The following is a 24200-nucleotide window of genomic DNA, read 5'->3' as shown; positions in this document are numbered from 1 at the left end:
GGCGTGGCCGTGTCCATGGCAGATGAACAGCCGGCCGGGTCATCATGGCCCCCTCACGGCGGCGGCGGACGGGCAGGGATCACGGTGAAGACGACGGGCGTGCGGCGGTCCCCGGCCTGGCCCCTGCTCACCTGGGGCCTGACGAGGGCGCTGCTGCTGCTGTTCGTCCTCAAGGTGTACGTCTTCCCCGGCCCGGACGTCACCAGCGACGTGTCCGGGATCTACCGGGGCTGGTACGAGGTCCTGCGCACCGGGACGTTCCCGCTGGAGGACGTCACCTGGCAGTACCCGCCGGCCGCCGCCCTGGCGATCCTCTCCCCCGCGCTGCTGCCCTTCCTGGAGTACGCGACGGCGTTCTTCGTCCTGGCCTGCCTCGCCGACCTGGTGGTCCTGGCGCTGCTGCTGTACGCGGGCCGGCGCCCGGGCCGGACGCCGCGCGGCGCCTGGGTGTGGGTGGCGGGCCTGCCGCTGCTCGGGCCGACGGTGTACGCCCGTTACGACGTGATGGTCACGGCGGTGGCGGTCGCCGCGCTGCTCGCGGGTGCCCGGCACCCCCGGCTCATGGGGGTGCTGGCGGGCTTCGGGGCGCTGCTGAAGGTGTGGCCGGCGCTGCTGCTCCTGGGCGCCCGGCGGCGCTCCGCCTGGGGGGCCGCGGCGGCGGCCGGCGCGGGCGTGGCCGTCGTGTTCGCCGTGGCCATGCCGGGCGCGTTCGCCTTCCTGACGTTCCAGCGCGACCGGGGCACCGAGGTGGAGTCGCTGGGCGCGCTGGTCTTCCACGTGGCCCGGCACCACGGCTGGCAGGGCGAGGTGCTGCTCAACTACGGCTCGGTGGAGTTCCTCGGCCCGTACGTGGACGTGGTCAGCACGGCGGCGCTGTTCCTCACCGGGGCGGCCTTCGGCTGGCTGCTGCTGTGGCGGCTGACGGCCACCCGCTTCGAGGCCCACACGCTCGCCGACGCGGCGTTCGCGGCGGTGCTGATGTTCACCACCACCAGCCGGGTGATCAGCCCGCAGTACCTGGTGTGGCTGGTCGGTCTGGCGGCGGTCTGCGCGGGCTTCCGGACCACCCGGATGCGGCTGCCCGTCGCCCTGGTCCTCGCGGCGTCCCTGGTGACGGTGCTGGAGTTCCCGGTCTGGTTCGCGCACGTGGTGGCCAGCGACGGCCTCGGCGTCACCCTGCTCGTGGTGCGCAACGGCCTGCTGGTGGCCGCCACCCTCGTCGCCGCCCGCGCCCTGTGGCGCGCGACGGTCCCCCGCCCCGCCCCGGCCCCCCTGCCCGCCCGGCCGGCCCGCGCCGACGAGGCGCCCGTCTCCTCCTGAGCCGGGGCCCCCGCTGCCCTCGAGGACCCCGCCGAGCGCGGCCGCGAGGAACTCCGGGAGCGGCTGCGCCACGGAAAGCAGGCCGGGGTCACCGGCCAGGTGCGGTTCGGCGCGCTGCCGGCGTCCCTGTGCCGCCGGCCCGGCCCGGGCGAGCAGGCGGCGGTGCTGCGCCGGCGCCCGGACTTCCCGGAGACACCGGCGGGCCTCTTCCGCCGCGGCGGCCGGCCGGTGCGCGCCGAGGAGACGGACGACCCGTTCCGGCAGGGTCCGCCGCGGTCCGCGCGGGCGGCCGGGGAGGCCGAACGCGCCTGGCTGCGCGGGGCGGTCGCCCTGCCGGATCAGCCCAGCCGGGCCCGCAGGTAGTCCTGCCACCGCGCGGTGAACTCCCCGGGCGTCGTCCCGAGCACCGTCCGCATCGCGTCCTCGACCGCCCCGGACCGCTCCTGGTGCGCGCCGACGGCCCGGTAGAAGGCGACCAGTTCCGCCTCGCCCCACTCCTCGGCGATGAGCCGGCAGGCCGTCCAGCCGCTCTCGTAGGCGCGCGCGAGCCGCTCCCCGTCCCCGGAGAAGCCGAACTCCCCGTCGCCCGGCAGGCGGTCGGGCACCTCGCCCCGGCCCACCGCCCGGGCCAGTTCCGGCGCGGCCTGGGCCGGCGTGCGCCCGCTGCCGCGGTAGCCGACCCAGTCGGCGTACCCCTCGGAGAGCCACAGCGGGGTCGCGGCGGTGGTGGCGGCGCGGGTGGCGACGTGCGTGGTCTCGTGGGTGAGGACGACCTGCCTGCCGAAGGCGCCGAGCACCCCGTAGGCGTCCGGGTTCAGGATGACGCGGTCCGCGGGCGCCCGCTCCGGGTCGCCCGTCTCGCCGGTCGTGACCGCCGCGATCCCCCGGTAGGAGGAGGCGGGCGAGCCGAGCAGCCCGGCCATCGCCTCCAGCGACGCGGGGACGAGCACGACGACCCGCCGGGCCCAGTCCGTGCCCCACGCGCCGGAGACCGCCGGCACCGCCCGGTCGGCCAGGTCCGCGTACCGGCGCAGCGCCCCGGCGGACTGCCCGACCCCCAGCACCAGGCTCCGCGCACCGCGCACGACGCGCACCGCGCCCTGGTCCCACAGCTGCTGCGCGGACTTCGCGCCGGGCCGGTCGGAGTCGACGTACCAGCCTCCGTCGTCCCGCCGGGTCAGTGCCAGGACCCGGCCGACGGTGACCGGGGCCCTGTCGTACCCCTCGACGCGGTAGCGCAGTTCGGCGTCGGCGGTGGCCCGGTCGCCGCGGCGGTGCAGGGCGGTCAGGCGGTACGACCAGTCCGCGAGCGGCACCGCGCCCAGGTTGCCGAACCAGCCCGGCGCGCCGGTGCGCGCGAACGCCGCCCGGTCGCCGTCGAGCACGGCCCGCGCCCGCCGGTCCAGGGTGCGCTGCACGTCCACCGCGGCCGCGTCGGCGGACCGCCCGCCGCACCCGACGAGCGAGGCGAGCAGCAGACAGAGCACCACGACCCCGGACACCACGACTCCGGAACCCGGCACCCGCCCTCGACCAGCCACCTGCCGATCGTACGGGCGCGTCAGACTCTTGTGACCGACGAGACCGGCATCATCCCGACCGGGTCGTAGCGCACGGGCGCGCCGGGGTAGGGCGCGTGGATCACCTGGCCGTTGCCCACGTACATCCCGACATGGCTCGCGTCGGAGCGGTAGATCACCAGGTCCCCGGGTTGCGCCGCGGACAGCGGGACCTGCCGGCCGGCGTACCGCTGGGCCTGCGAGGTGCGCGGCAGGGCCACCCCCGCCTGCGCGTACGACCACTGCATCAGCCCCGAACAGTCGAATCCGCCGGGCCCGTTGGCGCCCCACACGTACGGCCTGCCGAGCGCGGAGCGGACCGCGGCGACGGCGGCTCCCGCGCGGCCGGAGGCCGGGGCGGCGTCCCCGGGAGCGGGCACGGCGGACCGGCCGGAGCGGGCGGCGCGGTCGTGGGCGGCGCGCTCGCCGTCCGGAAGGGAGTTGAGCAGCCGCCGCGCCTCGGCGAGTTTGCGCTCCACGGTCTTCTTGTGGGCGGCGACCGCCGTGCGGCTCCTCTCCAGCGCGCGCAGGACGCGGGACGCCTCCGCCCGTTCCTGCGCCAGGTCGCGCATCGCCGACTGCAACTCCCTCAGCTCGCCGGCCTGGTGGACGGTGATCCGGTCGAGGGTGGCGGCCTTGTCGAGGTAGTCGTCCGGGTCCTCGGAGAACAGCAGGGCCAGGGACGGGTCGATGCCGCCCGCGCGGTACTGGGCCCCGGCGAGCGAACCGAGCTTCTCCCGCATGGTGTTGATGCGCTCCTGCTGGCGGGCGATCCGGTCCTGCGCGGAGCCGACCTTCCCGCGCAGCGCGTCGGCGCGCTCGTCGGCCTTGTTGTAGGCCTCCGTCGCCTTCTCGGCCTCCGCGTAGAGGCGGTCCACCTCGGCGCGGGTGTCGTCGTGCGGCGCGGCCACGACCGCCGGTGCGGCGGCCAGGACGGCGGCCGCGAGGGACAGGAAGCCGACCGCGACGCTGGCGCCCCGGTCGAACCCGGACGATGCACGGCGGCGATGGAACCCCACGGGAAGCCGCTCTCCTTCCGCTGGCGGACTGGAAACGCGGCAGACAGTAACCCCGCGGCGGGGTGCCGACCAACGACCGCCGTGCGCACGCACGGTGACGCCCCGCCGCTGACGCAGGTCATCGGCGGGGCGTGGCATCAGGGCCCGGTGCCGTGATTCGCCCGAACGGCGGACACGGCGTCCCGGCGTGCGGGAAGGTCCGGAGGAGGACTCAGACGCGGACGCCCCACATGAAGGGGCCGCCGATGGTGTTCATCGACTCGTACCGCACGACCGTGCCGGTGCGCGGGGCGTGGATGATCTGACCGTTGCCCGCGTACAGGCCCACGTGGTGCAGGTCGTTGAAGAAGAAGACCAGGTCGCCGACCTTCAGGTCGCTCACCGAGTAGATCTTCGTGCCGTAGCCCGACTGCGCCTCGGAGGTGCGCGGGATGCCGACGCCGGCCTGGGCGTAGGCCCAGGAGGTCAGGCCCGAGCAGTCGAAGGAGGACGGGCCGGTGGCGCCGTAGACGTACGGGGTGCCGAGCTTGCTCTGGGCGGCGGCGAAGGCCGCGGCGGCCCGGCCCGAGCCGGTCGGGACGTCGGCGGTGAGGGCCTCGCGCTCGCTGGTGCGGCTGGCGCGGTCCTGCTCGGCGGCGAGCGCCGCCTTCTCCTGCGCGGAGAGGCTGTTGAGCAGCTTCTGCGCGGCGGCGAGCTTGTTCTGGACTTCCTTCTTCTTCTTGCCGAGTTCCTCGCGGGTGGAGGCGAGGTCCTTGAGCTTGTCGGAGGCCTCGGCGCGCTCCTGGGCGAGTTCGCGCTGCTTCTCCTGGATCTCCTTCAGCGCCTCGACCTGCTGGCTGCTCAGCTGGTCGAGGGTGGAGGCCTTGTCCAGGTAGTCGTCGGGGTCGGACGAGAGGAAGAGCTGGACGGAGGAGTCGATGCTGCCGGTGCGGTACTGGGCGGCGGCCGCCAGGCCGATGCCGTCGCGGAGCTCGTTGAGCTCCTCCTGGCCGCGGGCGACGTTGTCCTGGATGGTGGAGATCTCCTTCTGGAGCTTCTCCTGCTTCTCCTTGGCCCCGTTGTACTTCTCGGTGGCCTGCTCCGCCTCTTCGTAGAGCTTGTCGACCTTGGCCTTGACCTCGTCCTTGCTCGGCTTCTCGCTCGGAGCGGCGTTGGCGGCCTGCGAACTCAGGGCGACAGCAGCGGCCGCAGCGGTGGTCAGCACGGTCACACGTGCGCGGCTCGGCTGCTTGGGACGACGGTGGGACGCCACGAAGGCGAGCTCCTTCTTCCTCCAGCCGCCTACCGACACGCCGGTGGGCGGTGCCCTCCGCCGTCACTCACCCCTTGCGAGCGAACACCCGAGCGGAGGTTCGGAGGCAGACCCTAGTGACCTGCGCGTGATCAGATCAAATCCTCAGCTGCAAAATATCCCCCGCAAGGCTCATTGTTTACACGAAACTCACCAGCTGTCATACGCACTTGACGCTACGTCGCGCCGACACCGCCCCAATTCGGGCAAGCGGCCCGTACGTTGCGGCACGGACGTACCGGCACACGCCGGGCTCAGCCTCGTGAGAGCCGCCTGAGCAGCGCCGCCGACGGCACCGGGCGGGCACCCGCGCGGGCCACCCCGTCGGCGACCTCGCGGTCGGTGGAGGCGACGATGACCGGCCGGCCGGCCGGTTCGGCGCGCACCAGCTGGCGGATCAGCTCGTCGGCGGTGACCCCCGGCTTGGAGAACAGCACCCGCACCCCGCGCGGCGGCGCCAGCAGCACCGGCGCGGCCAGCTCGGCCCCGTCGAAGACGCACGTCACCTCGGCGCCGCTCTGCGCGGCGAGCTGGGCGAGCTGGCCGAGCAGCCGCAGCCGCTGCTTCTCCAGCGGCATCTGCGGATAGCCGGTCTTGGTCACGTTGTAGCCGTCCACGACCAGATGGGCCTGCGGCAGCGCCAGCAACTGGTCCAGGACCGCCGGGTCGTCCTCGGACAGCGCGCGGGCGGCGATGTCCTTCGGGCTCATCCGGCCCGGCTCGACGGCGTCCACGGTCTCCGCGGGCCGCACCGACACCGGCGGCAGCGCGAGCTCCCGGCGCAGCCCCTGCGCCGCCTCCAGGACGGTGTCCAGCAGCAGCCGCACCCGCATGTCCTCGACGCTGCGCCCCTCGCGGGCGGCCCGCCGGGCGGCCTCCAGGGCGGTCTCGCTCTCACCGAGCCGCGCCTTGAGCCGCCGGGTCTCGCTCTCGGCGGCGGACACCTGGGCCTGCCCCTCGGCGCGCACGGCCTCCGTCTCGGCGTGCGCCTTGCGCAGGGCGGCCTCACCGCGCTTGACGTCGCTGAGGGCCGCGCGCAGCTTGCGGTGCAGCGCCTCGGACTCCTTGCGGGCCGCTTCCAGCTCGCCGCGCAGCCGCTCGGTCTCGGCCCTGGTGTGCTCCCGGGCCCGGGCGAGCTCGGCGCGCAGCCGCTCCAGCTCCGCCCGGCTCTCCTCGTCGGCGCGCTCGGCGTCCGCGCGCTGTGCCTCCTCGCCCGCCGCCGCCACCAGCTTCACCCAGCCGGCCGGGCGCAGAACGTAGGCCGCGGCCGCCACGTCGAGCGGGTCCGCGGCCGGGGGCGGGGAGCCGGAGTCGAGGGCGCCGGCCAGTTCCGGCTGGGCCGCTCTGAGCTTCTCCCCGATGCGCTGCCGGAACAGCGCGTCGGTCTCCAGCGCCGCGGCCATGGCGTTGCCGGCGAACTTGGCCCGCCGGTTCGGGGCGAAGCGGGCGTACTGCCGCAGCTGCGCGGGCAGCTCGGCGACCGTCAGCGCGCCGAAGCCGTCCGAGACGATCTGCACGACCCGGCGCCGCACGCCGTCGGGCAGCGGACGGTCGAGCACCTCAGCGGCGCCGTCGCCCGGCCCCCCGCCTGCGCTCTCCACCATCCGTCACACCCCAATGCCTGTGCGGGGCCGGTTCCGTCAGGAGCCGGCGCCCGGCCTGTCCACGAGTTCCACCTGGTCCACGGCGTTGCACCAGCGGCAGCGCACGGACTCGATGGTCTCACTGAGCACCTCGCGCTCCTCGACCTGCGGCTCACCGGCCAGATCGAGGTGGACGTACTCGACGACCTTCGACGAGCGCGTCACGTCGAACCGGGTGAGGTTGCCGCAGAGGGTGCAGCGCCACCGCGTCGTGGCGGTCGGCAGGGGAACCGTCATCGTGACTGTTCGCCTTCCTTCTAGTGTCCGTGACGCGCCGGACTCCCCGGTGCGTGTGGCTCGTAACCCTACGGCCTGGCGGCTCCTCGCCGCCCGCCCGTCCACGGCGGCGAGGCGATCTGTCGGCTTGCGTCCCGGTACGTCATGCTCTGTGGTCATGATCAGCATGTGGAGCGCGTCGGCCGGCGGGGCGAGCGAGCGGGTCCGGGGTCCGTCGGCACCGGTGACGTACACCCTGATCGTCCTGTGCTGCCTGCTCTTCGTGCTCTCCCCGGCCTCGGGGCTCAACCCCGCGTACGGCTCCGGAGACGCCCTGCTCGCCGCGCAGCGCGCCTACTTCCGCCGCTGGGGCGTGATCCCCGCAGACCTGTTCGACACGTCCCCCGCGGCGGCCCTCACGCCCGCCACGGCGCTCTTCGTCCACGGCAGCTGGGTGCACCTGCTCGGCAACATGCTGTTCCTCTACGTCTTCGGGGCGATGACCGAGGAACGCATGGGCCGGCTGCGGTTCACCCTGTTCTACGTCGGCTGCGGCTACCTGGCGCTGCTGGGCTACGCGGTGGCCAACACGGACTCCGAGCAGTCCCTGGTCGGCGCCTCGGGGGCGATCTCGGCGGTCCTCGGCGCCTTCCTCTTCCTGTTCCCGCGGGCCCGGGTGACCAGTCTCCTGCCGTTCCTGTTCTTCCTGCCCGTGCGCTTCCCGGCGTGGGTCGTGCTGCCGTTCTGGGCGGTCCTGCAGTGGCTCGCGGCGGGACGGGAGTCCCGGGGGCCGGACGTGGCCTACCTGGCCCACCTGGTGGGATTCGGGCTGGGCTTCGCCTTCGCGTGGGCCCGGTCCGGCCGTGGGACTAGAGTGAGGGCCGCACCGGCCCCGGCGTCCGAGGGAGAGAACCAGCCGTGATCACCGCGATCGTCCTCATCAAGACCAGCGTGGACCGCATTCCGGAGATCGCCGAGCAGATCGCCGCGCTGGACAGCGTCAGCGAGGTCTTCTCCGTCACGGGGACCTACGACCTCATCGCGATGGTGCGGGTCAGCCGGCACGAGGACCTCGCGGAGGTCATCCCCGGCAGCATCAGCAAGATCCCGGGCGTGGAGGCGACGGACACGCACGTCGCGTTCCGCACGTACTCGCAGCACGACCTGGAGGCCGCGTTCGCCATCGGGCTCGACTCCTGACGCGGGCCGGCCGGGCGCCCGCGGGACGCGGCCGACGCGCGGCCGGCGGCCGGCCGCGCCGTTCCCCGCGCCCCTCCCGGACGCCGCCCCCGGCGGGGATCACACCGCCGGGACGCAGCGGCCGTCCTCGGTCCGGTAGGTCCACCGCGCGCCCTCGCGCACCAGCTCCCGCACCGCGCGCACGAAGCGGTCGACGTGCTCGTCGGGGGTGCCCGCCCCGAAGCTGACCCGGACGGCGTTCAGCGACTTCTCGCCGGGCGCGGCCTCGGGGGCCCCGCACTCGCCCTGCGTCTGCGGGTCGCTGCCGAGCAGCCGGCGCACCAGGGGGTGGGCGCAGAAGAGGCCGTCGCGGACGCCGATGCCGTACTCGGCGGACAGGGCGGCGGCGAAGTGGGAGCTGTTCCAGCCCTCGACGACGAAGGAGATCACGCCGACGCGCGGGGCGTCGTCGCCGAACAGCGACAGGATCCGCACCTCGGGCACGTCGGCCAGGCCCTCGCGCACCCGGCGGATCAGGTGCTGCTCCCGGGCGACCAGCGTCTCCCAGCCGGCCTCGGTGAGCGCCTTGCAGGCGGAGGCGACGGCGTAGGCGCCGATGACGTTGGGCGAGCCGGCCTCGTGGCGGGCGGCGCCCTCGTGCCACTCCACGTCCACGCCCCCGTCCGCGCGCCGGGTGACCTTGCGGCTGGCGCCGCCGCCCGCGAGGTACGGCTCGGCCTCCCGCAGCCAGTCGGCGCGGCCGGCCAGGACCCCGGAGCCGAACGGGGCGTACAGCTTGTGCCCGGAGAAAGCGATCCAGTCGACGTCCAGCTCCCGGACGCTCACCGGGTGGTGCGGGGCCAGCTGGGCGGCGTCCAGGACGATCCGAGCACCGTGCGCGTGCGCGGCGGCGGCCAGTTCCCGTACGGGCCACAGCTCGCCGGTGACGTTGGAGGCGCCCGTGACGCACACCAGGGCCGGGCCGTGGGGATCGCGGTCGGCCAGGGCGCGCTCCAGCGTCCCGACGGCCTCGTCGGGGCTGCCGGGGGCGTCCAGGCAGGTGACCCGGGCGTCCCGCCAGGGCAGCAGCGCGGCGTGGTGCTCGGTCTCGAAGACGAAGACCTGGCAGCCGGCGGGCAGCGCGGCGGCGAGCAGGTTGAGGGAGTCGGTGGTCGAGCGGGTGAACACCACCTGGTCGGTCTCCCGGCAGTCGAGGAACCCGGCGACCGTGGCGCGGGCGTTCTCGAACAGGTCGGTCGAGAGCTGCGAGAGGTACCCGGCGCCCCGGTGGACGCTGCCGTAGTAGGGCGCGTACGCCGCCACGTCGTCCCAGACCCGCTGCAGGGCCGGGGCGCTGGCCGCGTAGTCGAGCGCGGCGTAGGCGACCTCGCCGCCGGTGACGAGGGGGACGGTGACGTCCCGGCCCAGAACGGGCAGCGGGGTGCGGACGGACCGGTCGGCGGCAGCGCTGGAGACGGACATGGCGGAACTCCCGTGACAGAGCAGGTGGCATCACCGCGCGAGCGCACACGGCTCCGGCGCGGAGAAGAAGGAAAAGGGCGTGCGGAGGCGGGGCTCTGCGGCCCTAACGCATTCGCTTGCTCACGGAAGGCTCCCTCGAACGACCAGGACCCCTGGTGACGCGAGGGGTCCGCGCTTGCCGTGGACCCTGCTGTCCACGACCTGGTCCTCACCCGGGGCACCCCGCCACGGACGGAGGGTTGCCGGACAGCCGGCCGGGGCCGAATGGCTGTCGCTCATGACCTGTTCAGCATCTTGCCACACGATCATCGGCGCGCAAGGCGCAGTCCGGATCCTGGACTGCGCCTTGCGTCACACCGCGTGCGGTTCAGGCGTTGCTGGCCGCCACCCAGCGCTCCAGCGTCCGCTTGGCCGCCCCGGAGTCGATGGACTCGGCGGCCTGCGCCATGCCGGCCCGGATCTGCTCGGCCAACGGCGCGTCCGCCGGCCGCAGGGCCACCAGCGCCGCAGCGGAGTTGAGCAGCACCGCGTCCCGGACCGGTCCGCTCTCGCCGTCCAGCAGACGGCGGGCGACCTCGGCGTTGTACGACGCGTCCGCGCCCCGCAGCGCCTCCACCGGCACCAGTTCCAGGCCGACGTCCCGGGGGTCGAAGGTCTCCTCGGTCACCTTGCCGTCGCGGACGACCCACACCCGGGAGGTGGCGGTGGTGGTCAGCTCGTCGAGGCCGTCGTCACCGCGGAACACCAGCGAGGAGTTGCCGCGCTCGGCGAGGACGCCCGCGACGATCGGCGCCATGCGCGGGTCCGCGACGCCGACCGCCTGCGCCCCGACCCGCGCCGGGTTGGTCAGCGGACCCAGCACGTTGAAGGTCGTGCGGATGCCCAGCTGGCCGCGGGCGGCGGCCACGTGACGCAGCGACGGGTGGAACTTCACCGCGAAGCAGAAGGTGATCCCGGCCTGCTCGGCGACCTCGGCGACCCGCCGCACGGGCAGTTCCAGGTTGACGCCGAGCTTCTCCAGGACGTCCGAGGCGCCCGAGGCCGACGACGCCGCCCGGTTGCCGTGCTTGACGACCTTGGCGCCCGTCCCCGCGACGACGATCGCCGACATGGTGGAGATGTTGACGGTCTTGGCGCCGTCGCCGCCCGTGCCGACGATGTCGACCGTGGCGCCCGGCACCTCGATCACGTTGGCGTGCTCGTACATCGTCCGCACGAGGCCGTTGATCTCCTGGACCGTCTCGCCCTTGGCGCGCAGCGCCACCGCGAAGCCGGCGATCTGCGCGTCGGTCGCCTCGCCGCGCATGATCAGGTCCATCGCCCAGGCGGTGTCGTCCGCGGACAGGTCCCGGCCGGCCAGCAGGCCGTTCAGCAGGGCGGGCCAGGTGCGGGCCGCCGCGTGGTCGCCTCCGGCGGGGGTCACAGCGCTCATCAGCCGCTCCTGGTCGTCGTACGCCTCGGTGGTGGTTTCCACCCTATCCAGCCCGGGGCACGGCGAAGGGCCCCGTCCGGACATCGGACGGGGCCCTTCGGCCGTGGCGTGGCGAACGCAGCGATCAGTGGTGGCCGTGGCCGCTCGTGATCTCCCTGTACTCCTCGACGGTGGGCTTCGGGATCTGCGACTCCGGGCCGTAGTACGCCTTGCTGAGCTTGGCGCGCAGCTTCTCGGAGCCCTTGGCCTTGCGCTCGACGCCGTTCTCGTCGACCGCCGGGCCGATCTCGGCCGGCTTGTACTGCTCGTGTGCCGTGAGCGTGTACATCTGCTCCTGGCTGAGCGGCTCGTGCACCTCGATGAACTCACCGTGCGGCAGGCGCTTGATGATGCCGGCCTCGCGGCCGTGCAGCACCTTGTCCTTGTCCCGGCGCTGGAGGCCGAGGCAGATCCGCTTGGTGATGACGAAGGCGACGACCGGTCCGGCGAAGAAGCCGATCCGGACGAACCAGGTGACCGCGTTGATCGACAGGTGGAAGTGGGTGGCGATGATGTCGTTGCCACCACCGATCAGCATGATCATGTACGCGGTGATCCAGGCGACGCCCAGCGCGGTGCGGGTCGGGGCGTTGCGCGGACGGTCCAGGATGTGGTGCTCGCGCTTGTCGCCGGTGACCCACGACTCGAGGAACGGGTAGAGGGCGATCAGCGCCAGGAACAGGCCGAAGAGCACCAGCGGGACGAAGACGCCCAGGACCAGGGTGTGGCCCCAGAAGTTGATCTCCCAGCCCGGCATGGCGCGGACCAGGCCCTCGGCGAAGCCCATGTACCAGTCGGGCTGGGCGCCCGTGGACACCTGGTCCGGACGGTACGGGCCCAGGACCCAGATCGGGTTGATGGACGCGATGCCGGCGAGCACGGCGGTGAAGCCGAAGACCAGGAAGAAGAAGCCTCCGGCCTTGGCCATGTAGACCGGCAGCAGCGGCATGCCGACGACGTTGTTGTTGGTGCGTCCGGGACCCGCGAACTGCGTGTGCTTGTGGTAGAAGACCAGGATCAGGTGGGCCACCACGAGCCCGAGCATGATGCCCGGCAGCAGCAGGATGTGGATCGAGTAGAACCGGGCGACGAAGTCGTCGCCGGGGAACTCGCCGCCGAACAGGAACATCGAGATGTACGTGCCGACGATCGGCATGGACAGGATCGCGCCCTGCGTGAAGCGGACACCGGTGCCGGAGAGCAGGTCGTCCGGGAGCGAGTAGCCGGTGAAACCGGTGAACATGCCCAGGACGAACAGCAGGAAGCCGAACAGCCAGTTGATCTCACGCGGCTTGCGGAACGCGCCGGTGAAGAAGACGCGCATCATGTGCACGAACATGCCGGCCAGGAAGATGACCGCCGCCCAGTGGTGGATCTGCCGGATCAGCAGACCGCCGCGCACGTCGAAGCTGATGTCCAGCGTCGACTTGTAGGCCTCGCTCATCAGCTGGCCCTGCATCGGGACGTAGCTGCCGTGGTACTCCACCTCGTTCATCGACGGGTGGAAGAACAGCGTCAGGTACACACCCGTGAGGATGATGATGAGGAAGCTGTACAGGCAGATCTCGCCCAGCATGAAGGACCAGTGGTCCGGGAAGATCTTGCGCATGTTGGCCTTGGCCAGGGAGTAGATCCCCAGCCGGCCGTCGGCCCAGTCGGCGACGCGCTCGCCGGCCGGTGTCTTCCCGCGAGAGCGGGACTCGTTGGTGGATGTAGTGCTCATCCGCGCTCCCAGAAAGCAGGACCGACGGGCTCTTCGAAGTCGCCGAGCGCTTCGAGGTAGCCCTCGTCGTTCACGCCGATGCGCAGTTGCGGCAGGGCGTGGCCGGCGGGCCCGAAGATGACCCGGGCTCCGTCGGCGAGGTCGAAGGTGGACTGGTGGCAGGGGCACAGCACGTGGTGCGTCTGCTGCTCGTACAGGGAGATCGGGCAGCCGACGTGGGTGCAGATCTTCGAGTACGCCACGATGCCCTCGTGCGACCACTCGAGCTCGCGCTTGTCCTTGATGTCGTCCGGCTGGATCCGGACGATCATCAGGGCGGCCTTGGCGATCTCGTTCTGGAACCCGTGGTCGTGCTCCTCCAGGCCCTCGGGCTTGGCGAAGGTGAGCGAGCCCACCGCGACGTCGGAGGGACGCAGCGGCTCGTTCGTGTTCATGTTGACGAGCAGCTTGCCCTTGGACCACAGGGTGTGGCGCAGCTTCTCCTCGGGCAGCGGGCCGAGGTCGCGCAGCAGCACGACACCGGAGAGCGGCACCAGCGTGAGCGCGCCGAGCATCGTGTTGCGGATCAGCTTGCGGCGGCCGAGCTGCGACTCCTGGGCGCCGACCTTGAAGTCGGCGTGCACCTTCTCGCGGACCTCGGGGGAGGCCTCGATCGGGTGCCGCTCGTCGGCGATCTCCAGGTCGGACATCAGGGTGCGGGCCCAGTGGACCGCGCCCGCGCCGATGGTGAACAGCGCGATGCCGAGCGTCAGACCGAGCGCGAAGTTCAGCACGCTGACGTGCCCGAGCGGGAAGATGTAGGCCGTCCGCTCGACGGGGATCGCCACGTACGAGGCGATGAAGGCGATGGTGGCCAGCATCGACACCGTGAACAGCAGGGCGACCGTGCGCTCGGACCGCTTGGCGGCCCGCTCGTCGATGTCCTGGATCCGGTGCTCGTGGGGCGGCAGGCCCGGGTCGGCGAACGGGTGCTTCTCGTCCGCCAGGCCCACCGCGCCGTGTGCGGTGTCCTGCGCTACGGGCAGGTTCTCTTCTGGAATGTCTTGGCTGCTCATGACTTCTTCGCCTTTGCGGTCCGGGCGGCGACCCACACGGCGACGGCGATCAGGCCGCCGAGACCGAAGATCCAGCCGAACAGGCCCTCGGCCACCGGGCCGATGCCGCCCAGTTCGAGGCCGCCGTAGCTCTCGCTCTCTTCGCCGTTGACCGCGTTCAGGTACGCGATGATGTCCTTCTTGTTCTGCTCGGTCAGCGTGGTGTCGGGGAACGAGGGCATGTTCTGCGGGCCGGTCTGCATGGCCTCGTAGATGTGCTTCGGGGAGACGCCTTCGAGGCTCGGCGCGTACTTGCCGTGCGTCAGCGCGCCACCCTTGCCGGTGAAGTTGTGGCACTGCGCGCAGTTGGTCCGGAAGAGGTCACCGCCCTTGGCGATGTCCGCGCCCTCCGGTCCGTACTGCTCCTCGGTGGGGACGGCGGGACCGGCGCCCAGGGAGGCGATGTACGCGGCCAGCTGGTCGATCTCGGCCTGCGAGTAGATGTTCTTCTTGTCCGGCACCTGCGCGCCGGGCTGCTGGGCCGGCATACGGCCGGTGCCCACCTGGAAGTCGACGGCCGCGGCGCCGACACCGACGAGGGGCGGGCCGTCAGTGGTGCCCTGACCGCCGGTGCCGTGGCAGCTGGCGCAGCCGACCGCATAGAGCTTCTTGCCCTCCTCAATGGTGAGGGACTGGGCGGTTTCGTCGGCCTGCGCCTTGCTCGTCGGTGCGAGCACGGCGTACAGCCCCCCGGTGCATGCCAGCGCGAGGAGTAGGACGACGAGCGCCGCCAGCGGGTGGCGTCGTCGTGCGGAGAGCTTTTTCACGGATTACCCCGGTGTCAGGATCTTCTGCGTCGATGCTTCTGGGATGTGCGCTCGCGGAGGAGCGCTCGCGGATGCGGACCCGGCTACTTGATCATGTAGATCGTGGCGAAGAGGCCGATCCAGACGACATCGACGAAGTGCCAGTAGTAGGACACGACGATGGCCGCGGTCGCCTGCTCGTGGGTGAACCTCCGAGCCGCGTAGGTCCGGCCCAGGACCAGCAGGAAGGCGATGAGTCCGCCCGTCACGTGCAGGCCGTGGAAGCCGGTGGTCAGGTAGAAGACCGAGCCGTACGGGTCGGACGAGAGCGACAGGCCCTCGTGCTTGACCAGCTCGGTGTACTCGAAGACCTGGCCGCCGATGAAGATCGCGCCCATGATGAAGGTGACGATGAACCACATCCGGAGCTTCTTCACGTCACCGCGCTCGGCGGCGAACACGCCGAGCTGGCAGGTGAGGGAGGAGAGCACCAGGATCGTGGTGTTCGTCGCCGAGAACGGGAAGTTCAGGGCGTCGGCCTTCTCCGACCAGAAGTCGGGCCCGGTCACCGATCGCAGGGTGAAGTACATCGCGAAGAGGGCCGCGAAGAACATCAGCTCGGAACTCAGCCAGATGATGGTTCCGACGCTGGTGAGGTTCGGTCGATTGACCGACGGGTGCGCGTGCCCGGTTTCTACTGTCGTTGCTGTCGCCACGACCGACATTATGTCGGTCGCTTATCCCGCCCTCACTCCGGGGGGTGCCGTTCGGAGTGTCTCGACCGGTCGTACCGGTGTTGACGTGGTGTTCATGGGAGTAGCATCCGCCCCAACGGGCCTGTCCTTACGACGCTGACGTCACGGAGGAACAATGCAGCCGACCGCCACGGTGCTGGTCTACAGCGACGACTCCAACACCCGCGAACAGGTGCGGCTGGCCACCGGACGGCGGCCGGCTCCGGACGCCCCGGTCGTGGAGTTCGTGGAGTGCGCGACTCCGGCGGCCGTCGTCAGGGAGCTGGACAAGGGCGGCATCGACGTCTGCGTCCTGGACGGGGAGGCCGTGCCCATGGGCGGCATGGGGCTGTGCCGGCAGATCAAGGACGAGGTCTTCGGCTGCCCGCCGGTGCTGCTGCTGATCGGGCGGCCCCAGGACGCCTGGCTGGCCACCTGGAGCCGGGCCGACGCGGCGGTGGCGCTGCCCGTGGAGCCCGTGGAGTTCGCGGCGGCGCTGGCGTCCCTGCTGCGGCAGGAGCGGCTGCAGAGCGCCTGAGGGCCCGGGAGCCTCCGCCGGCCCCGGGGGCGGCCGCGGACCCCCGGGGCCGCGGGGCGGTTCCCCGGGCCCCTCGGGGCCCGTCCTACGCCGCTGCCGGGCGAAGGCGCGCCGCCTCCTGCTGTTCCGGGGCCTGCGGGCCGCCGGCCGTCAGGGCGCTGCCCGCGCGCCACTGGTCCCAGGTGAGGTTCCAGTCGCCGAAGCCGTTGCCGAAGGGTTCCATGGTGTGGCCGGCCGAGTTGACCACGCTGACGACGTCGCCCTCGCGGACCGCGTCGAAGAACCACTCGGCGTTCTCCATGCTCATGCCGGTGCAGCCGTGGCTGACGTTGGCGTAGCCCTGGGAGCCGGTGGACCAGGGGGCGGCGTGCACGTACTCGCCGCTCCAGGTCACCCGGGTGGCGAAGTGCACCGGCAGGTCGTACGCCTCCGACGAGCCCTCGGCTATGCCTATGGTCGTGCTGCGCATGCGTACGAAGGGTTCCTTGCCGAGGACGACCTTGATGCCGTTGCGGGTGTCGAAGCCGGGCTTGCCCGTGGTGACGGGGATCTTCCTGATCTCCTCGCCGTTCTTGAAGACCGTCATGGAGTGCGCGGCGGCGTCCGTGACGGCGATGACCTCGTCCCCGATGGTGAGGCTCAGCGGCGCGGTGGTGCCGCCGCGCAGCCGGTCGCCGATCTTGATGCCCGCCAGGTTGCTGCGCACCTGGACGGTGGTGTGCGCGGGCCAGTACTCCGCGGGGCGGTAGTGGAGCTCCTTGTCGTCCACCCAGTGCCAGGCGCCCTGCACCGCGGGCGTGGAGCTGACCCGGAGGCCGCGCTCGACGACGGCCCGCTGGGCGGGGTCCGTGACGGGATCGCTCAGTTCGGCCGTGAGGGGCTGCCCGACGCCGTAGGTGCCCGCCTCGGGCCCGAAGGCGACGTCCAGGCGCTTCTGGGCGCCGGGCTTGCCGGTGACGAAGGTGAGGACCTTGCGGCCGGGGGCCCCGTCCCCGTTCTCGGTGCTGACGCGCACCGTGTAGCGGGCGTCGGCGGCCAGCGGTGAGGTGCTGTGCCAGCGGCGGCCGTCGGCGGACAGCTCGCCGGCCACGTACCGGCCCGAGGTGTCCATCGCCGTGACGTCCGTGATGCGCCCGTCGGAGCCCTCGGCGACGACCTCCAGGGGCTTGTCCGGGTCGGCCTTCCGTCCGGCGCCGCCGGGGCCGCTGAACGAGATCTGGTCCGCCGCGTCGTAGGGCGCGGCGGCGAGCGGATTGTCGTCCCCGTCGCAGGCGGTGAGGCCCGCGCCGAGGGCGACCGCCAGCAGCGTGCAGCCGGCGACGGTGGTGGTCCGCGGTGTGTGGCTCATGGCCTCAACGTAGGAAGGCGCGTCGGCACCGGCGCTTTGGATCAGCCCGTACGGGTGATTGTCCCTGCTGCGAACGCGCGAACCCGGACGCTCCTGGCGGAGTGTCCGGGTTCGCGCGGCGCCGGTGTGTGCTACTGGGTGCGGTTCTCGCCGCGGTAGTACTCGAAGACCCAGCCCCACAGGCCGATCAGGATCAGCGGAGCCGAGAAGTACATCAGCCACCAGCCGAGGGCGATCGACAGGAAGGCGAAGGCGCCGCCGATGGCCAGGGAGAGCGGCTGCCAGCTGTGCGGGCTGAAGAACCCGACCTCGCCGGCGTCGTCCGCGACGTCCGCCTCCTTGTTGTCCTGGGCGCCCACGTCGACCCGCTTGGCCGTGAAGCCGAGGTAGAAGCCGATCATGATGGCCAGGCCGAAGGCCAGGAAGAGGGCCGTGGTGCCGGCCGGCTCCTTGGACCACCAGCCGTAGACGATCGCCATCACCAGGATGAAGGCGCTCAGCCCCATGAACATCTTGCCCTGGATCTTCACTTGCCGGCCTCCTTGCCGCCAGCGAGGGCCTTGTCACCGTGGCCGACGTTCTCGAGCTGGTCGAGAGCGGCGATCTCCGGGTGGTGCAGGTCGAACGCCGGGGATTCGCTGCGGATCCGCGGCAGGGTGAGGAAGTTGTGCCGCGGCGGCGGGCAGGAGGTCGCCCACTCCAGGGAGCGGCCGTAGCCCCACGGGTCGTCGACGCCGACCGGCTTGCCGTACTTGGCCGTCTTCCACACGTTGTAGAAGAACGGCAGGATCGACATGCCGAGCAGGAACGAGGCGATCGTCGAGATCGTGTTCAGGGCGGTGAAGCCGTCGGCCGCGAGGTAGTCCGCGTACCGGCGCGGCATGCCCTCGGCGCCCAGCCAGTGCTGGACCAGGAAGGTGCCGTGGAAGCCGATGAACAGCGTCCAGAAGGTGATCTTGCCGAGGCGCTCGTCGAGCATCTTGCCGGTGAACTTCGGCCACCAGAAGTGGAAGCCGGCGAACATCGCGAAGACGACGGTGCCGAAGACGACGTAGTGGAAGTGGGCCACCACGAAGTACGAGTCCGAGACGTGGAAGTCCATCGGCGGCGAGGCCAGGATGACGCCGGTCAGACCACCGAAGGTGAAGGTGATGAGGAAGCCCAGCGTCCACAGCATCGGGGTCTCGAAGGACAGCGAGCCCTTCCACATGGTGCCGATCCAGTTGAAGAACTTCACACCGGTCGGGACCGCGATCAGGAACGTCATGAAGGAGAAGAACGGCAGCAGCACACCGCCGGTGACGTACATGTGGTGCGCCCACACCGTCACGGACAGACCCGCGATGGCGATGGTCGCCGCGATCAGGCCCATGTAGCCGAACATCGGCTTGCGGGAGAAGACCGGGATGACCTCACTGATGATGCCGAAGAACGGCAGGGCGATGATGTACACCTCGGGGTGTCCGAAGAACCAGAAGAGGTGCTGCCACAGCAGGGAGCCGCCGTACTGGGCGTCGAAGATGTGCGCGCCGAACTTGCGGTCCGCCTCCAGCGCGAACAGCGCCGCGGCCAGGACGGGGAAGGCCAGCAGGACCAGCACACCGGTCAGCAGGACGTTCCAGGTGAAGATCGGCATGCGGAACATCGTCATGCCCGGGGCGCGCATGCAGATGATCGTGGTGATGAAGTTGACCGAGCCGAGGATGGTGCCGAAGCCGGAGAAGGCCAGGCCCATGATCCACATGTCGGCGCCGACGCCCGGGCTGCGGACCGCGTCCGACAGCGGGGTGTAGGCGAACCAGCCGAAGTCGGCCGCACCCTGCGGGGTGAGGAAGCCGGCCACCGCGATCAGGGAGCCGAACAGGTAGAGCCAGTAGGCGAACATGTTCAGCCGCGGGAACGCCACGTCCGGCGCGCCGATCTGCAGCGGCATGATCCAGTTCGCGAAACCGGCGAACAGCGGCGTCGCGAACATCAGCAGCATGATCGTGCCGTGCATCGTGAACGCCTGGTTGAACTGCTCGTTCGACATGATCTGCAGGCCCGGCCGGGCCAGCTCGGCGCGCATGACGAGTGCCATGACGCCACCGATGCAGAAGAAGATGAACGACGTGACCAGGTACAGCGTGCCGATCGTCTTGTGGTCCGTGGTCGTCAGCCACTTGATCACGACGCTGCCGCGGTTCTGGCGCCGGACCGGCAGCTCGTCCTCGTAGTGGGACCCTGCTGCCGCGGCACCCTGGGGTTCGTTGAGGATGCTCACAGGATGTTCGACTCCCGGTTCTTCTCAGGTCCCGCCTGCTCGATGCCGGCGGGAACGTAACCGGTCTGCCCCTTCTTCACGAGGTCCTTGAGGTGCTGCTCGTAGCGCTCCGGGGAGACGACCTTCACGTTGAACAGCATCCGGGAGTGGTCGACGCCGCACAGCTCGGCGCACTTGCCCCGGAAGGTGCCCTCCTTGTTGGGGGTCACCTCGAAGGCGTTGGTGTGGCCCGGGATGACGTCCTGCTTCATCAGGAACGGCAGCACCCAGAAGGAGTGGATGACGTCGCGCGAGGTCAGGACGAAGCGGACCGTCTTGCCCTTGGGGAGCCAGAGGGTCGGGCCGGGGTTGCCGTTCTGCGGGTTCCGCGTGCCGGGGACACCGCAGTCGTAGACGCCGCCGGCGCCGGCCGGGAAGTCGTCCCGGTAGCGGTCCGGGATGGCGTTCAGTTCCTTGGAGGTCGTGGCGTCACCGGACGAACCGTCGACGCTCTCGACGTAGTTGAAGCACCAGCTCCACTGGAAGCCGACGACGTTGACCGTCACGTCGGGCTTCTTCTTCATGCTGAGGAGCTCGGACTCGTCGCGGGCCGTGAAGTAGAAGAGGACCGAGACGATGATGAGCGGGACGACCGTGTACAGCGCCTCGATGGGCATGTTGTACCGGGTCTGCGGAGGAACTTCGACCTTGGTGCGGCTGCGCCGGTGGAAGAAAGCACTCCACAGGATCAGGCCCCACACCAGCACGCCCACGGCGAGCGCGGCAGCCCAGGACCCCTGCCACAGGGAGAGGATCCGCGGAGCCTCTTCCGTCGTGGGGGTGGGCATACCAAGGCGGGGGAAGTCCTCCCATGTGCAACCGGTGGCGGTCGCCAGGACCAGGCCCGCGGTCAGTGCCTGCAGCAGCTTCCGCCGCATCGGGCGCCGCGGCGAGCGGTCGGAGCCGTTGGGACTCACGTAGCGCCTTCCCGAGAGTCTCGCCCGCGCTGTTGGCTGCGGCCTTCTCGCTGGTCGGTCGCCGCCCTGCGTCGGGCAGGGGTTTGGATGTTTATGCGGACCAAACCCTAGCCGACGCCCTCCGGGGGTTCGCGGGGAGGGTGGCATACGCGCCGCGGGTCACCCCGAAGGGGTGGGAGCGGGGTGCCCGGCAGCTCCGTTCCGAAGGCGGTCAGGCGTCCGCGGCCGGTCGACGGCCGGTCGCGCGGTCCCCCGCGCCCCCGGCGGCGGGTTCCGCTTCCGGGCGTCTAGCGTTGCGGTGTGGGCTACTTCGATGCTGCTTCCAGTGCTCCCCTCCATCCCGTCGCCCGGCAGGCGCTGCACGCCTCGCTGGACGAGGGGTGGGCCGATCCCGCACGGCTGTACCGGGAGGGGCGGCGGGCCCGGATGCTGCTGGACGCCGCGCGGGAGGCGGCGGCGGAGGCCGTGGGCTGCCGGGCGGACGAGCTGGTGTTCACGTCCTCGGGGACGCGGGCGGTGCACGACGGGATCGCCGGGGCGCTGGCCGGGCGCCGTCGCGCCGGGCGTCACCTGATCGTGTCGGCGGTCGAACACTCCTCGGTGCTGCACGCGGCCGAGGTGCACGAGGCCGACGGGGGCACGGTCACGCGGGTCGCCGTCGACCGGGGCGGCCGGGTGGACCCGGCGGCGTACGCCGCCGCGCTGCGGCCGGGGACCGCGCTGGCCTGCCTGCAGTCCGCCAACCACGAGGTGGGGACCGAGCAGCCGGTGGCCGAGGTGGCCCGGGCCTGCCGGGAGGCGGGCGTGCCGCTGCTGGTGGACGCGGCGCAGTCGCTGGGCTGGGGGCCGGTGGAGGGCGACTGGTCGCTGCTGGCGGCCAGCGCGCACAAGTGGGGCGGGCCGTCGGGCGTCGGGCTGCTGGTGGTGCGCAAGGGCGTGCGGTTCGCGCCCCGGGGGCCGGCGGACGAGCGGGAGTCGGGGCGGGCCCCGGGCTTCGAGAACATCCCGGCGGTCGTGGCGGCGGCGGCCTCGCTGCGCGCCGTGCGGGCCGAGGCGGCCCAGGAGGCCGCGCGGCTGCGGGAACTGACGGAGCTCGTCCGGGCGCGGGTGCCGGAGCTGGTGCCGGACACCGAGGTGGTCGGCGACCCGGTGCGCCGGCTGCCGGGGACCGTCACCTTCTCGTGTCTCTACGTCGACGGGGAGGCCCTGCTGCACGAGCTGGACCGGGCGGGCTTCTCGGTGTCGTCCGGTTCGTCGTGCACCAGCAGCACACTGACGCCGAGTCACGTGCTGAAGGCGATGGGCGTGCTCAGCGAGGGCAACGTGCGGGTGTCGCTGCCGAGGGGGACGGCCGCCGGGGACGTCGACCGGTTCCTGGAGGTGCTGCCGCGGGCGGTGGCGGCGGTGCGCGGGAAGCTGGGCGCGCCGGCCGCCTCGGAGGTGGTCCGGGAGGCCGGCGCCGTCGTGGTGGACGCGGTCGGCCGGCGCTGCCCGATCCCGGTGATCGAGCTGGCCAAGGTCATCGGCGACGTCCCGGTGGGCGGCACCGTGCGCGTCCTCGCGGACGACGAGGCCGCCCGGCTGGACATCCCGGCGTGGTGCGAGATGCGGGGCCAGGAGTACGTCGGTGAGGAGCCGGCGGAGCGGGGCTCGGCCTACGTGGTCCGCCGGCTCTCCTGACGGCCGCTCAGCTCAGGTGGGCCTGCACCTCGGCGGCGGCCTCGTCGCCGTACGCCTTGGTGAAGCGCTCCATGAAGTGGCCGCGGCGCAGCTGGTACTCCTGGGTGCCGACGGTCTCGATGACCAGCGTGGCGAGCATGCAGCCGACCTGGGCGGCGCGCTCCAGGGAGACGCCCCAGGCCAGGCCGGACAGGAAGCCGGCGCGGAAGGCGTCGCCGACGCCGGTCGGGTCGGCCTTGCGCTCCTCCTCCGGGCAGCCGACCTCGACGGGGTCCTCGCCGGCCCGCTCGATGCGCACGCCGCGCGCGCCGAGGGTGGTGACGCGGTAGCCGACGCGGGACAGGATCTCCTCGTCCGACCAGGCCGTCTTCGTCTGGATGAGGCCCTTCTCGTACTCGTTGGAGAACAGGTACGTCGCCCCGTCGAGCAGGATGCGGATCTCCTCGCCGTCCATGCGGGCGATCTGCTGGGAGAAGTCGGCGGCGAACGGGATGGACCGCGAGCGGCACTCCTCCGTGTGGCGGAGCATCGCCTCCGGGTCGTCGGCGCCGATGAGGACCAGGTCGAGCCCGCCGACGCGGTCGGCGACGGTCTTCAGCTCGATGAGGCGGGCCTCGCTCATCGCGCCGGTGTAGAAGGAGCCGATCTGGTTGTGGTCGGCGTCGGTGGTGCACACGAAGCGGGCGGTGTGCAGGGTCTCGGAGATGCGGACCGAGTCGGTGTCGACGCCGTGCCGGTCCAGCCAGGCCCGGTACTCGTCGAAGTCGGAGCCCGCCGCGCCGACCAGGATCGGGCGGGTGCCGAGCTGGCCCATGCCGAAGGCGATGTTCGCGGCGACCCCTCCCCGGCGCACGTCGAGCTTGTCGACCAGGAACGACAGCGAGACCGTGTGCAGCTGGTCCGCCACGAGCTGGTCGGCGAAGCGGCCGGGGAAGGTCATGAGGTGGTCGGTGGCGATGGAGCCGGTGACTGCGATGCGCACGGCGTGGAATCTCCCGGAGGGCGGCAGGTTGACAGTTCACGCTACCGGGAAGGACCCCGGCCCTGAAGCAGGCAAAACTACCCGATAGTAGATCTTTCTTCGTGAGTCGCGGCGTGCCTACGGTGCCGCTATGACGAACTTCAAGGTCCACACCCCCGATCCGGCCGATCTCGAAGGCGGCCTGGCGGCGCTGCGCGGTGACTGTGCCCGGATGGCTCCCCACTGGGAGGCGCCCGAGCGGGCGGCCGCCGCGCCGGTCCCGCCGTCCCTCATCCACGGCGTGTCCGTGCCGCCGGCGTCGGCCCGTCTCCTGGACGCGATGTCGGACTACGGCGACTGAGCCGGCCGTCGCCCCGGCGGGGAACCGGGTGCTCCCCCGCTGCGTCCCATCGCTGTCCCCCGTTAAGAGGATGCGGGATACGACCCGTCAGCGGCCCGTTCGGAACGGGCCGGGGTCGTCCGGGACACGGCCGAAGGAGCGATGCGGTGAACACCGAGCGACCCGACCACGACGACGCCGAGACCGGGCCCGGCACCGCCGGGACTCCCGAGAGCGTCCGGGAGACCGGGGGCGCTGCCGGTGACGGTGGGACCGGGGCGTCCGTGGGTCCCCGCTCCGGGGCGGCCCAGGACTCCGGGGCGGCCCAGGACCCGGATACGGTCCAGGACTCCGGGGCGCCCTTGGACCCGGATACGGCTCAGGACTCCGAGGCGCCCTTGGACCCGGATACGGTCCAGGACTCCGAGGCGGCCCAGGACCCGGATGCGGCCCGGCACCCCGGCGGGCCGCGCTCCGTGCCGCGGGGCTCCGGAGCCGAGCCCGGCGACGCCGCGGCCGCGGACGGCGGGGGCGCGGACGGCGGGGGCGCGGACGCACCCGCCGACAGGGCCGGTGCGCCGGAGAGCGGCGCACCGGCCGCCGCCGACGGGGGCGGTACGACACGCTCCGGCGCCGG

23 protein-coding genes and 1 riboswitch are annotated in these 24200 nt (G+C 72.0%); of the genes, 7 read left to right on the top strand and 16 right to left on the bottom strand.

The annotated features are described in order from the left end of the window. Positions 1-84: 84 nt before the first annotated feature. A complete protein-coding gene (locus tag ACIF8T_RS03710; RefSeq protein ID WP_400030735.1) occupies positions 85-1320 on the top strand; it encodes a glycosyltransferase 87 family protein in 1236 nt (411 codons plus the stop codon). Positions 1321-1419: 99 nt separating this feature from the next. Next, positions 1420-1683 carry a hypothetical protein gene (locus ACIF8T_RS03705; protein ID WP_400030733.1) on the top strand — a complete coding sequence of 88 codons (264 nt, stop codon included), beginning with the start codon at positions 1420-1422 and terminating at the stop codon, positions 1681-1683. On the opposite strand, the gene ACIF8T_RS03700 is transcribed toward ACIF8T_RS03705, so the two are convergent. The 5 genes from ACIF8T_RS03700 to ACIF8T_RS03680 form a co-directional block, all read right to left on the bottom strand. Beyond that, positions 1659-2861, bottom strand: coding sequence for a hypothetical protein (locus ACIF8T_RS03700; RefSeq protein WP_400030731.1), 1203 nt, complete (start codon positions 2859-2861; stop codon positions 1659-1661). The genes ACIF8T_RS03705 and ACIF8T_RS03700 overlap by 25 nt on opposite strands. Before the next feature lie 20 nt (positions 2862-2881). Further along, positions 2882-3898 carry an NlpC/P60 family protein gene (locus ACIF8T_RS03695; protein WP_400030729.1) on the bottom strand — a complete coding sequence of 339 codons (1017 nt, stop codon included), beginning with the start codon at positions 3896-3898 and terminating at the stop codon, positions 2882-2884. 211 nt (positions 3899-4109) lie between these two features. Further along, positions 4110-5150, bottom strand: a complete 1041-nt coding sequence (locus ACIF8T_RS03690) for an NlpC/P60 family protein (protein WP_400030727.1) — start codon at positions 5148-5150, stop codon at positions 4110-4112. A 293-nt stretch (positions 5151-5443) separates the two neighbouring features. Further along, positions 5444-6793: an NYN domain-containing protein gene (locus ACIF8T_RS03685; protein WP_400030725.1), complete on the bottom strand. Its 1350-nt coding sequence runs from the start codon at positions 6791-6793 to the stop codon at positions 5444-5446. Between the two features lie 36 nt (positions 6794-6829). Further along, the gene (locus ACIF8T_RS03680; protein WP_400030724.1) at positions 6830-7069 is read right to left on the bottom strand and encodes a hypothetical protein; all 240 of its coding nucleotides are present in this window, start codon (positions 7067-7069) and stop codon (positions 6830-6832) included. 157 nt (positions 7070-7226) lie between these two features. On the opposite strand from ACIF8T_RS03680, the gene ACIF8T_RS03675 reads away from it, so the two are divergent. Together ACIF8T_RS03675 and ACIF8T_RS03670 are read left to right on the top strand one after the other, a co-directional pair. Beyond that, positions 7227-7970: a rhomboid family intramembrane serine protease gene (locus ACIF8T_RS03675; protein WP_400030722.1), complete on the top strand. Its 744-nt coding sequence runs from the start codon at positions 7227-7229 to the stop codon at positions 7968-7970. Continuing rightward, positions 7967-8248: an Lrp/AsnC family transcriptional regulator gene (locus ACIF8T_RS03670; protein ID WP_400030720.1), complete on the top strand. Its 282-nt coding sequence runs from the start codon at positions 7967-7969 to the stop codon at positions 8246-8248. The genes ACIF8T_RS03675 and ACIF8T_RS03670 overlap by 4 nt, the downstream gene beginning before the upstream one ends. Before the next feature lie 99 nt (positions 8249-8347). On the opposite strand, the gene ACIF8T_RS03665 is transcribed toward ACIF8T_RS03670, so the two are convergent. The 6 genes from ACIF8T_RS03665 to ACIF8T_RS03640 all read right to left on the bottom strand — a co-directional run bounded on the left by ACIF8T_RS03665 (position 8348) and on the right by ACIF8T_RS03640 (position 15468). Continuing rightward, positions 8348-9709 (bottom strand): aminotransferase class V-fold PLP-dependent enzyme, encoded by a 1362-nt coding sequence (locus tag ACIF8T_RS03665; RefSeq protein ID WP_400030718.1) that lies wholly within the window; start codon positions 9707-9709, stop codon positions 8348-8350. A 166-nt stretch (positions 9710-9875) separates the two neighbouring features. Then, positions 9876-9992, bottom strand: a riboswitch (SAM riboswitch). Positions 9993-10076: 84 nt separating this feature from the next. Beyond that, entirely contained in the window at positions 10077-11141 is a 1065-nt protein-coding gene (gene trpD / locus ACIF8T_RS03660; RefSeq protein WP_400031482.1) for an anthranilate phosphoribosyltransferase, read from the bottom strand. 124 nt (positions 11142-11265) lie between these two features. Beyond that, entirely contained in the window at positions 11266-12903 is a 1638-nt protein-coding gene (locus tag ACIF8T_RS03655; RefSeq protein WP_400030716.1) for a cytochrome bc complex cytochrome b subunit, read from the bottom strand. Further along, positions 12900-13958 (bottom strand): Rieske 2Fe-2S domain-containing protein, encoded by a 1059-nt coding sequence (locus ACIF8T_RS03650; protein ID WP_400030714.1) that lies wholly within the window; start codon positions 13956-13958, stop codon positions 12900-12902. The genes ACIF8T_RS03655 and ACIF8T_RS03650 overlap by 4 nt, the downstream gene beginning before the upstream one ends. Continuing rightward, positions 13955-14764 carry a c-type cytochrome gene (locus ACIF8T_RS03645; RefSeq protein WP_400030712.1) on the bottom strand — a complete coding sequence of 270 codons (810 nt, stop codon included), beginning with the start codon at positions 14762-14764 and terminating at the stop codon, positions 13955-13957. Before ACIF8T_RS03645 ends, ACIF8T_RS03650 begins: the two co-directional genes overlap by 4 nt. Positions 14765-14847: 83 nt before the next feature. After that, positions 14848-15468: a heme-copper oxidase subunit III gene (locus ACIF8T_RS03640; protein WP_344608606.1), complete on the bottom strand. Its 621-nt coding sequence runs from the start codon at positions 15466-15468 to the stop codon at positions 14848-14850. A 145-nt stretch (positions 15469-15613) separates the two neighbouring features. On the opposite strand from ACIF8T_RS03640, the gene ACIF8T_RS03635 reads away from it, so the two are divergent. After that, positions 15614-16015: a hypothetical protein gene (locus ACIF8T_RS03635; RefSeq protein ID WP_400030710.1), complete on the top strand. Its 402-nt coding sequence runs from the start codon at positions 15614-15616 to the stop codon at positions 16013-16015. 85 nt (positions 16016-16100) lie between these two features. Here ACIF8T_RS03635 and ACIF8T_RS03630 read toward each other — a convergent pair whose 3' ends face one another. The 4 genes from ACIF8T_RS03630 to coxB all read right to left on the bottom strand — a co-directional run bounded on the left by ACIF8T_RS03630 (position 16101) and on the right by coxB (position 20582). Then, positions 16101-17363: an Ig-like domain-containing protein gene (locus tag ACIF8T_RS03630; protein ID WP_400030708.1), complete on the bottom strand. Its 1263-nt coding sequence runs from the start codon at positions 17361-17363 to the stop codon at positions 16101-16103. 131 nt (positions 17364-17494) lie between these two features. Continuing rightward, positions 17495-17893, bottom strand: a complete 399-nt coding sequence (locus tag ACIF8T_RS03625; protein ID WP_400030706.1) for a cytochrome c oxidase subunit 4 — start codon at positions 17891-17893, stop codon at positions 17495-17497. Beyond that, positions 17890-19626: a cytochrome c oxidase subunit I gene (ctaD, locus tag ACIF8T_RS03620; protein WP_400030704.1), complete on the bottom strand. Its 1737-nt coding sequence runs from the start codon at positions 19624-19626 to the stop codon at positions 17890-17892. The genes ACIF8T_RS03625 and ctaD overlap by 4 nt, the downstream gene beginning before the upstream one ends. After that, a complete protein-coding gene (gene coxB, locus ACIF8T_RS03615) occupies positions 19623-20582 on the bottom strand; it encodes a cytochrome c oxidase subunit II (protein ID WP_400030702.1) in 960 nt (319 codons plus the stop codon). The genes ctaD and coxB overlap by 4 nt, the downstream gene beginning before the upstream one ends. Positions 20583-20882: 300 nt before the next feature. Here coxB and ACIF8T_RS03610 point away from each other — a divergent pair, with 300 nt between their 5' ends. Continuing rightward, positions 20883-22262 (top strand): cysteine desulfurase/sulfurtransferase TusA family protein, encoded by a 1380-nt coding sequence (locus ACIF8T_RS03610; RefSeq protein ID WP_400030700.1) that lies wholly within the window; start codon positions 20883-20885, stop codon positions 22260-22262. 7 nt (positions 22263-22269) lie between these two features. On the opposite strand, the gene ACIF8T_RS03605 is transcribed toward ACIF8T_RS03610, so the two are convergent. Further along, entirely contained in the window at positions 22270-23244 is a 975-nt protein-coding gene (locus ACIF8T_RS03605) for a carbohydrate kinase family protein (RefSeq protein ID WP_400030699.1), read from the bottom strand. 130 nt (positions 23245-23374) lie between these two features. Here ACIF8T_RS03605 and ACIF8T_RS03600 point away from each other — a divergent pair, with 130 nt between their 5' ends. Next, complete coding sequence (locus ACIF8T_RS03600) at positions 23375-23584, top strand: hypothetical protein (protein WP_400030697.1); 210 nt, start codon at positions 23375-23377, stop codon at positions 23582-23584. Positions 23585-24200 lie beyond the last annotated feature (616 nt).

The sequence above is a fragment of the Streptomyces sp. NPDC085946 genome (assembly GCF_044540485.1).
Classification (GTDB): domain Bacteria; phylum Actinomycetota; class Actinomycetes; order Streptomycetales; family Streptomycetaceae; genus Streptomyces.
This window is presented reverse-complemented; position numbering and strand designations above follow the sequence as displayed.

What these genes read in the sequence shown, in the direction of transcription:
- ACIF8T_RS03680 (WP_400030724.1), bottom strand. Translation starts at nt 7,069, where the DNA reads ATGACGGTTCCCCTGCCGACCGCCACGACGCGGTGGCGCTGCACCCTC.
- ACIF8T_RS03630 (WP_400030708.1), bottom strand. Translation starts at nt 17,363, where the DNA reads ATGAGCCACACACCGCGGACCACCACCGTCGCCGGCTGCACGCTGCTG.
- ACIF8T_RS03665 (WP_400030718.1), bottom strand. Translation starts at nt 9,709, where the DNA reads ATGTCCGTCTCCAGCGCTGCCGCCGACCGGTCCGTCCGCACCCCGCTG.
- ACIF8T_RS03675 (WP_400030722.1), top strand. Translation starts at nt 7,227, where the DNA reads ATGATCAGCATGTGGAGCGCGTCGGCCGGCGGGGCGAGCGAGCGGGTC.
- ACIF8T_RS03600 (WP_400030697.1), top strand. Translation starts at nt 23,375, where the DNA reads ATGACGAACTTCAAGGTCCACACCCCCGATCCGGCCGATCTCGAAGGC.
- ACIF8T_RS03635 (WP_400030710.1), top strand. Translation starts at nt 15,614, where the DNA reads ATGCAGCCGACCGCCACGGTGCTGGTCTACAGCGACGACTCCAACACC.
- ACIF8T_RS03655 (WP_400030716.1), bottom strand. Translation starts at nt 12,903, where the DNA reads ATGAGCACTACATCCACCAACGAGTCCCGCTCTCGCGGGAAGACACCG.
- ACIF8T_RS03650 (WP_400030714.1), bottom strand. Translation starts at nt 13,958, where the DNA reads ATGAGCAGCCAAGACATTCCAGAAGAGAACCTGCCCGTAGCGCAGGAC.
- ACIF8T_RS03640 (WP_344608606.1), bottom strand. Translation starts at nt 15,468, where the DNA reads ATGTCGGTCGTGGCGACAGCAACGACAGTAGAAACCGGGCACGCGCAC.
- trpD (WP_400031482.1), bottom strand. Translation starts at nt 11,141, where the DNA reads ATGAGCGCTGTGACCCCCGCCGGAGGCGACCACGCGGCGGCCCGCACC.
- ACIF8T_RS03685 (WP_400030725.1), bottom strand. Translation starts at nt 6,793, where the DNA reads ATGGTGGAGAGCGCAGGCGGGGGGCCGGGCGACGGCGCCGCTGAGGTG.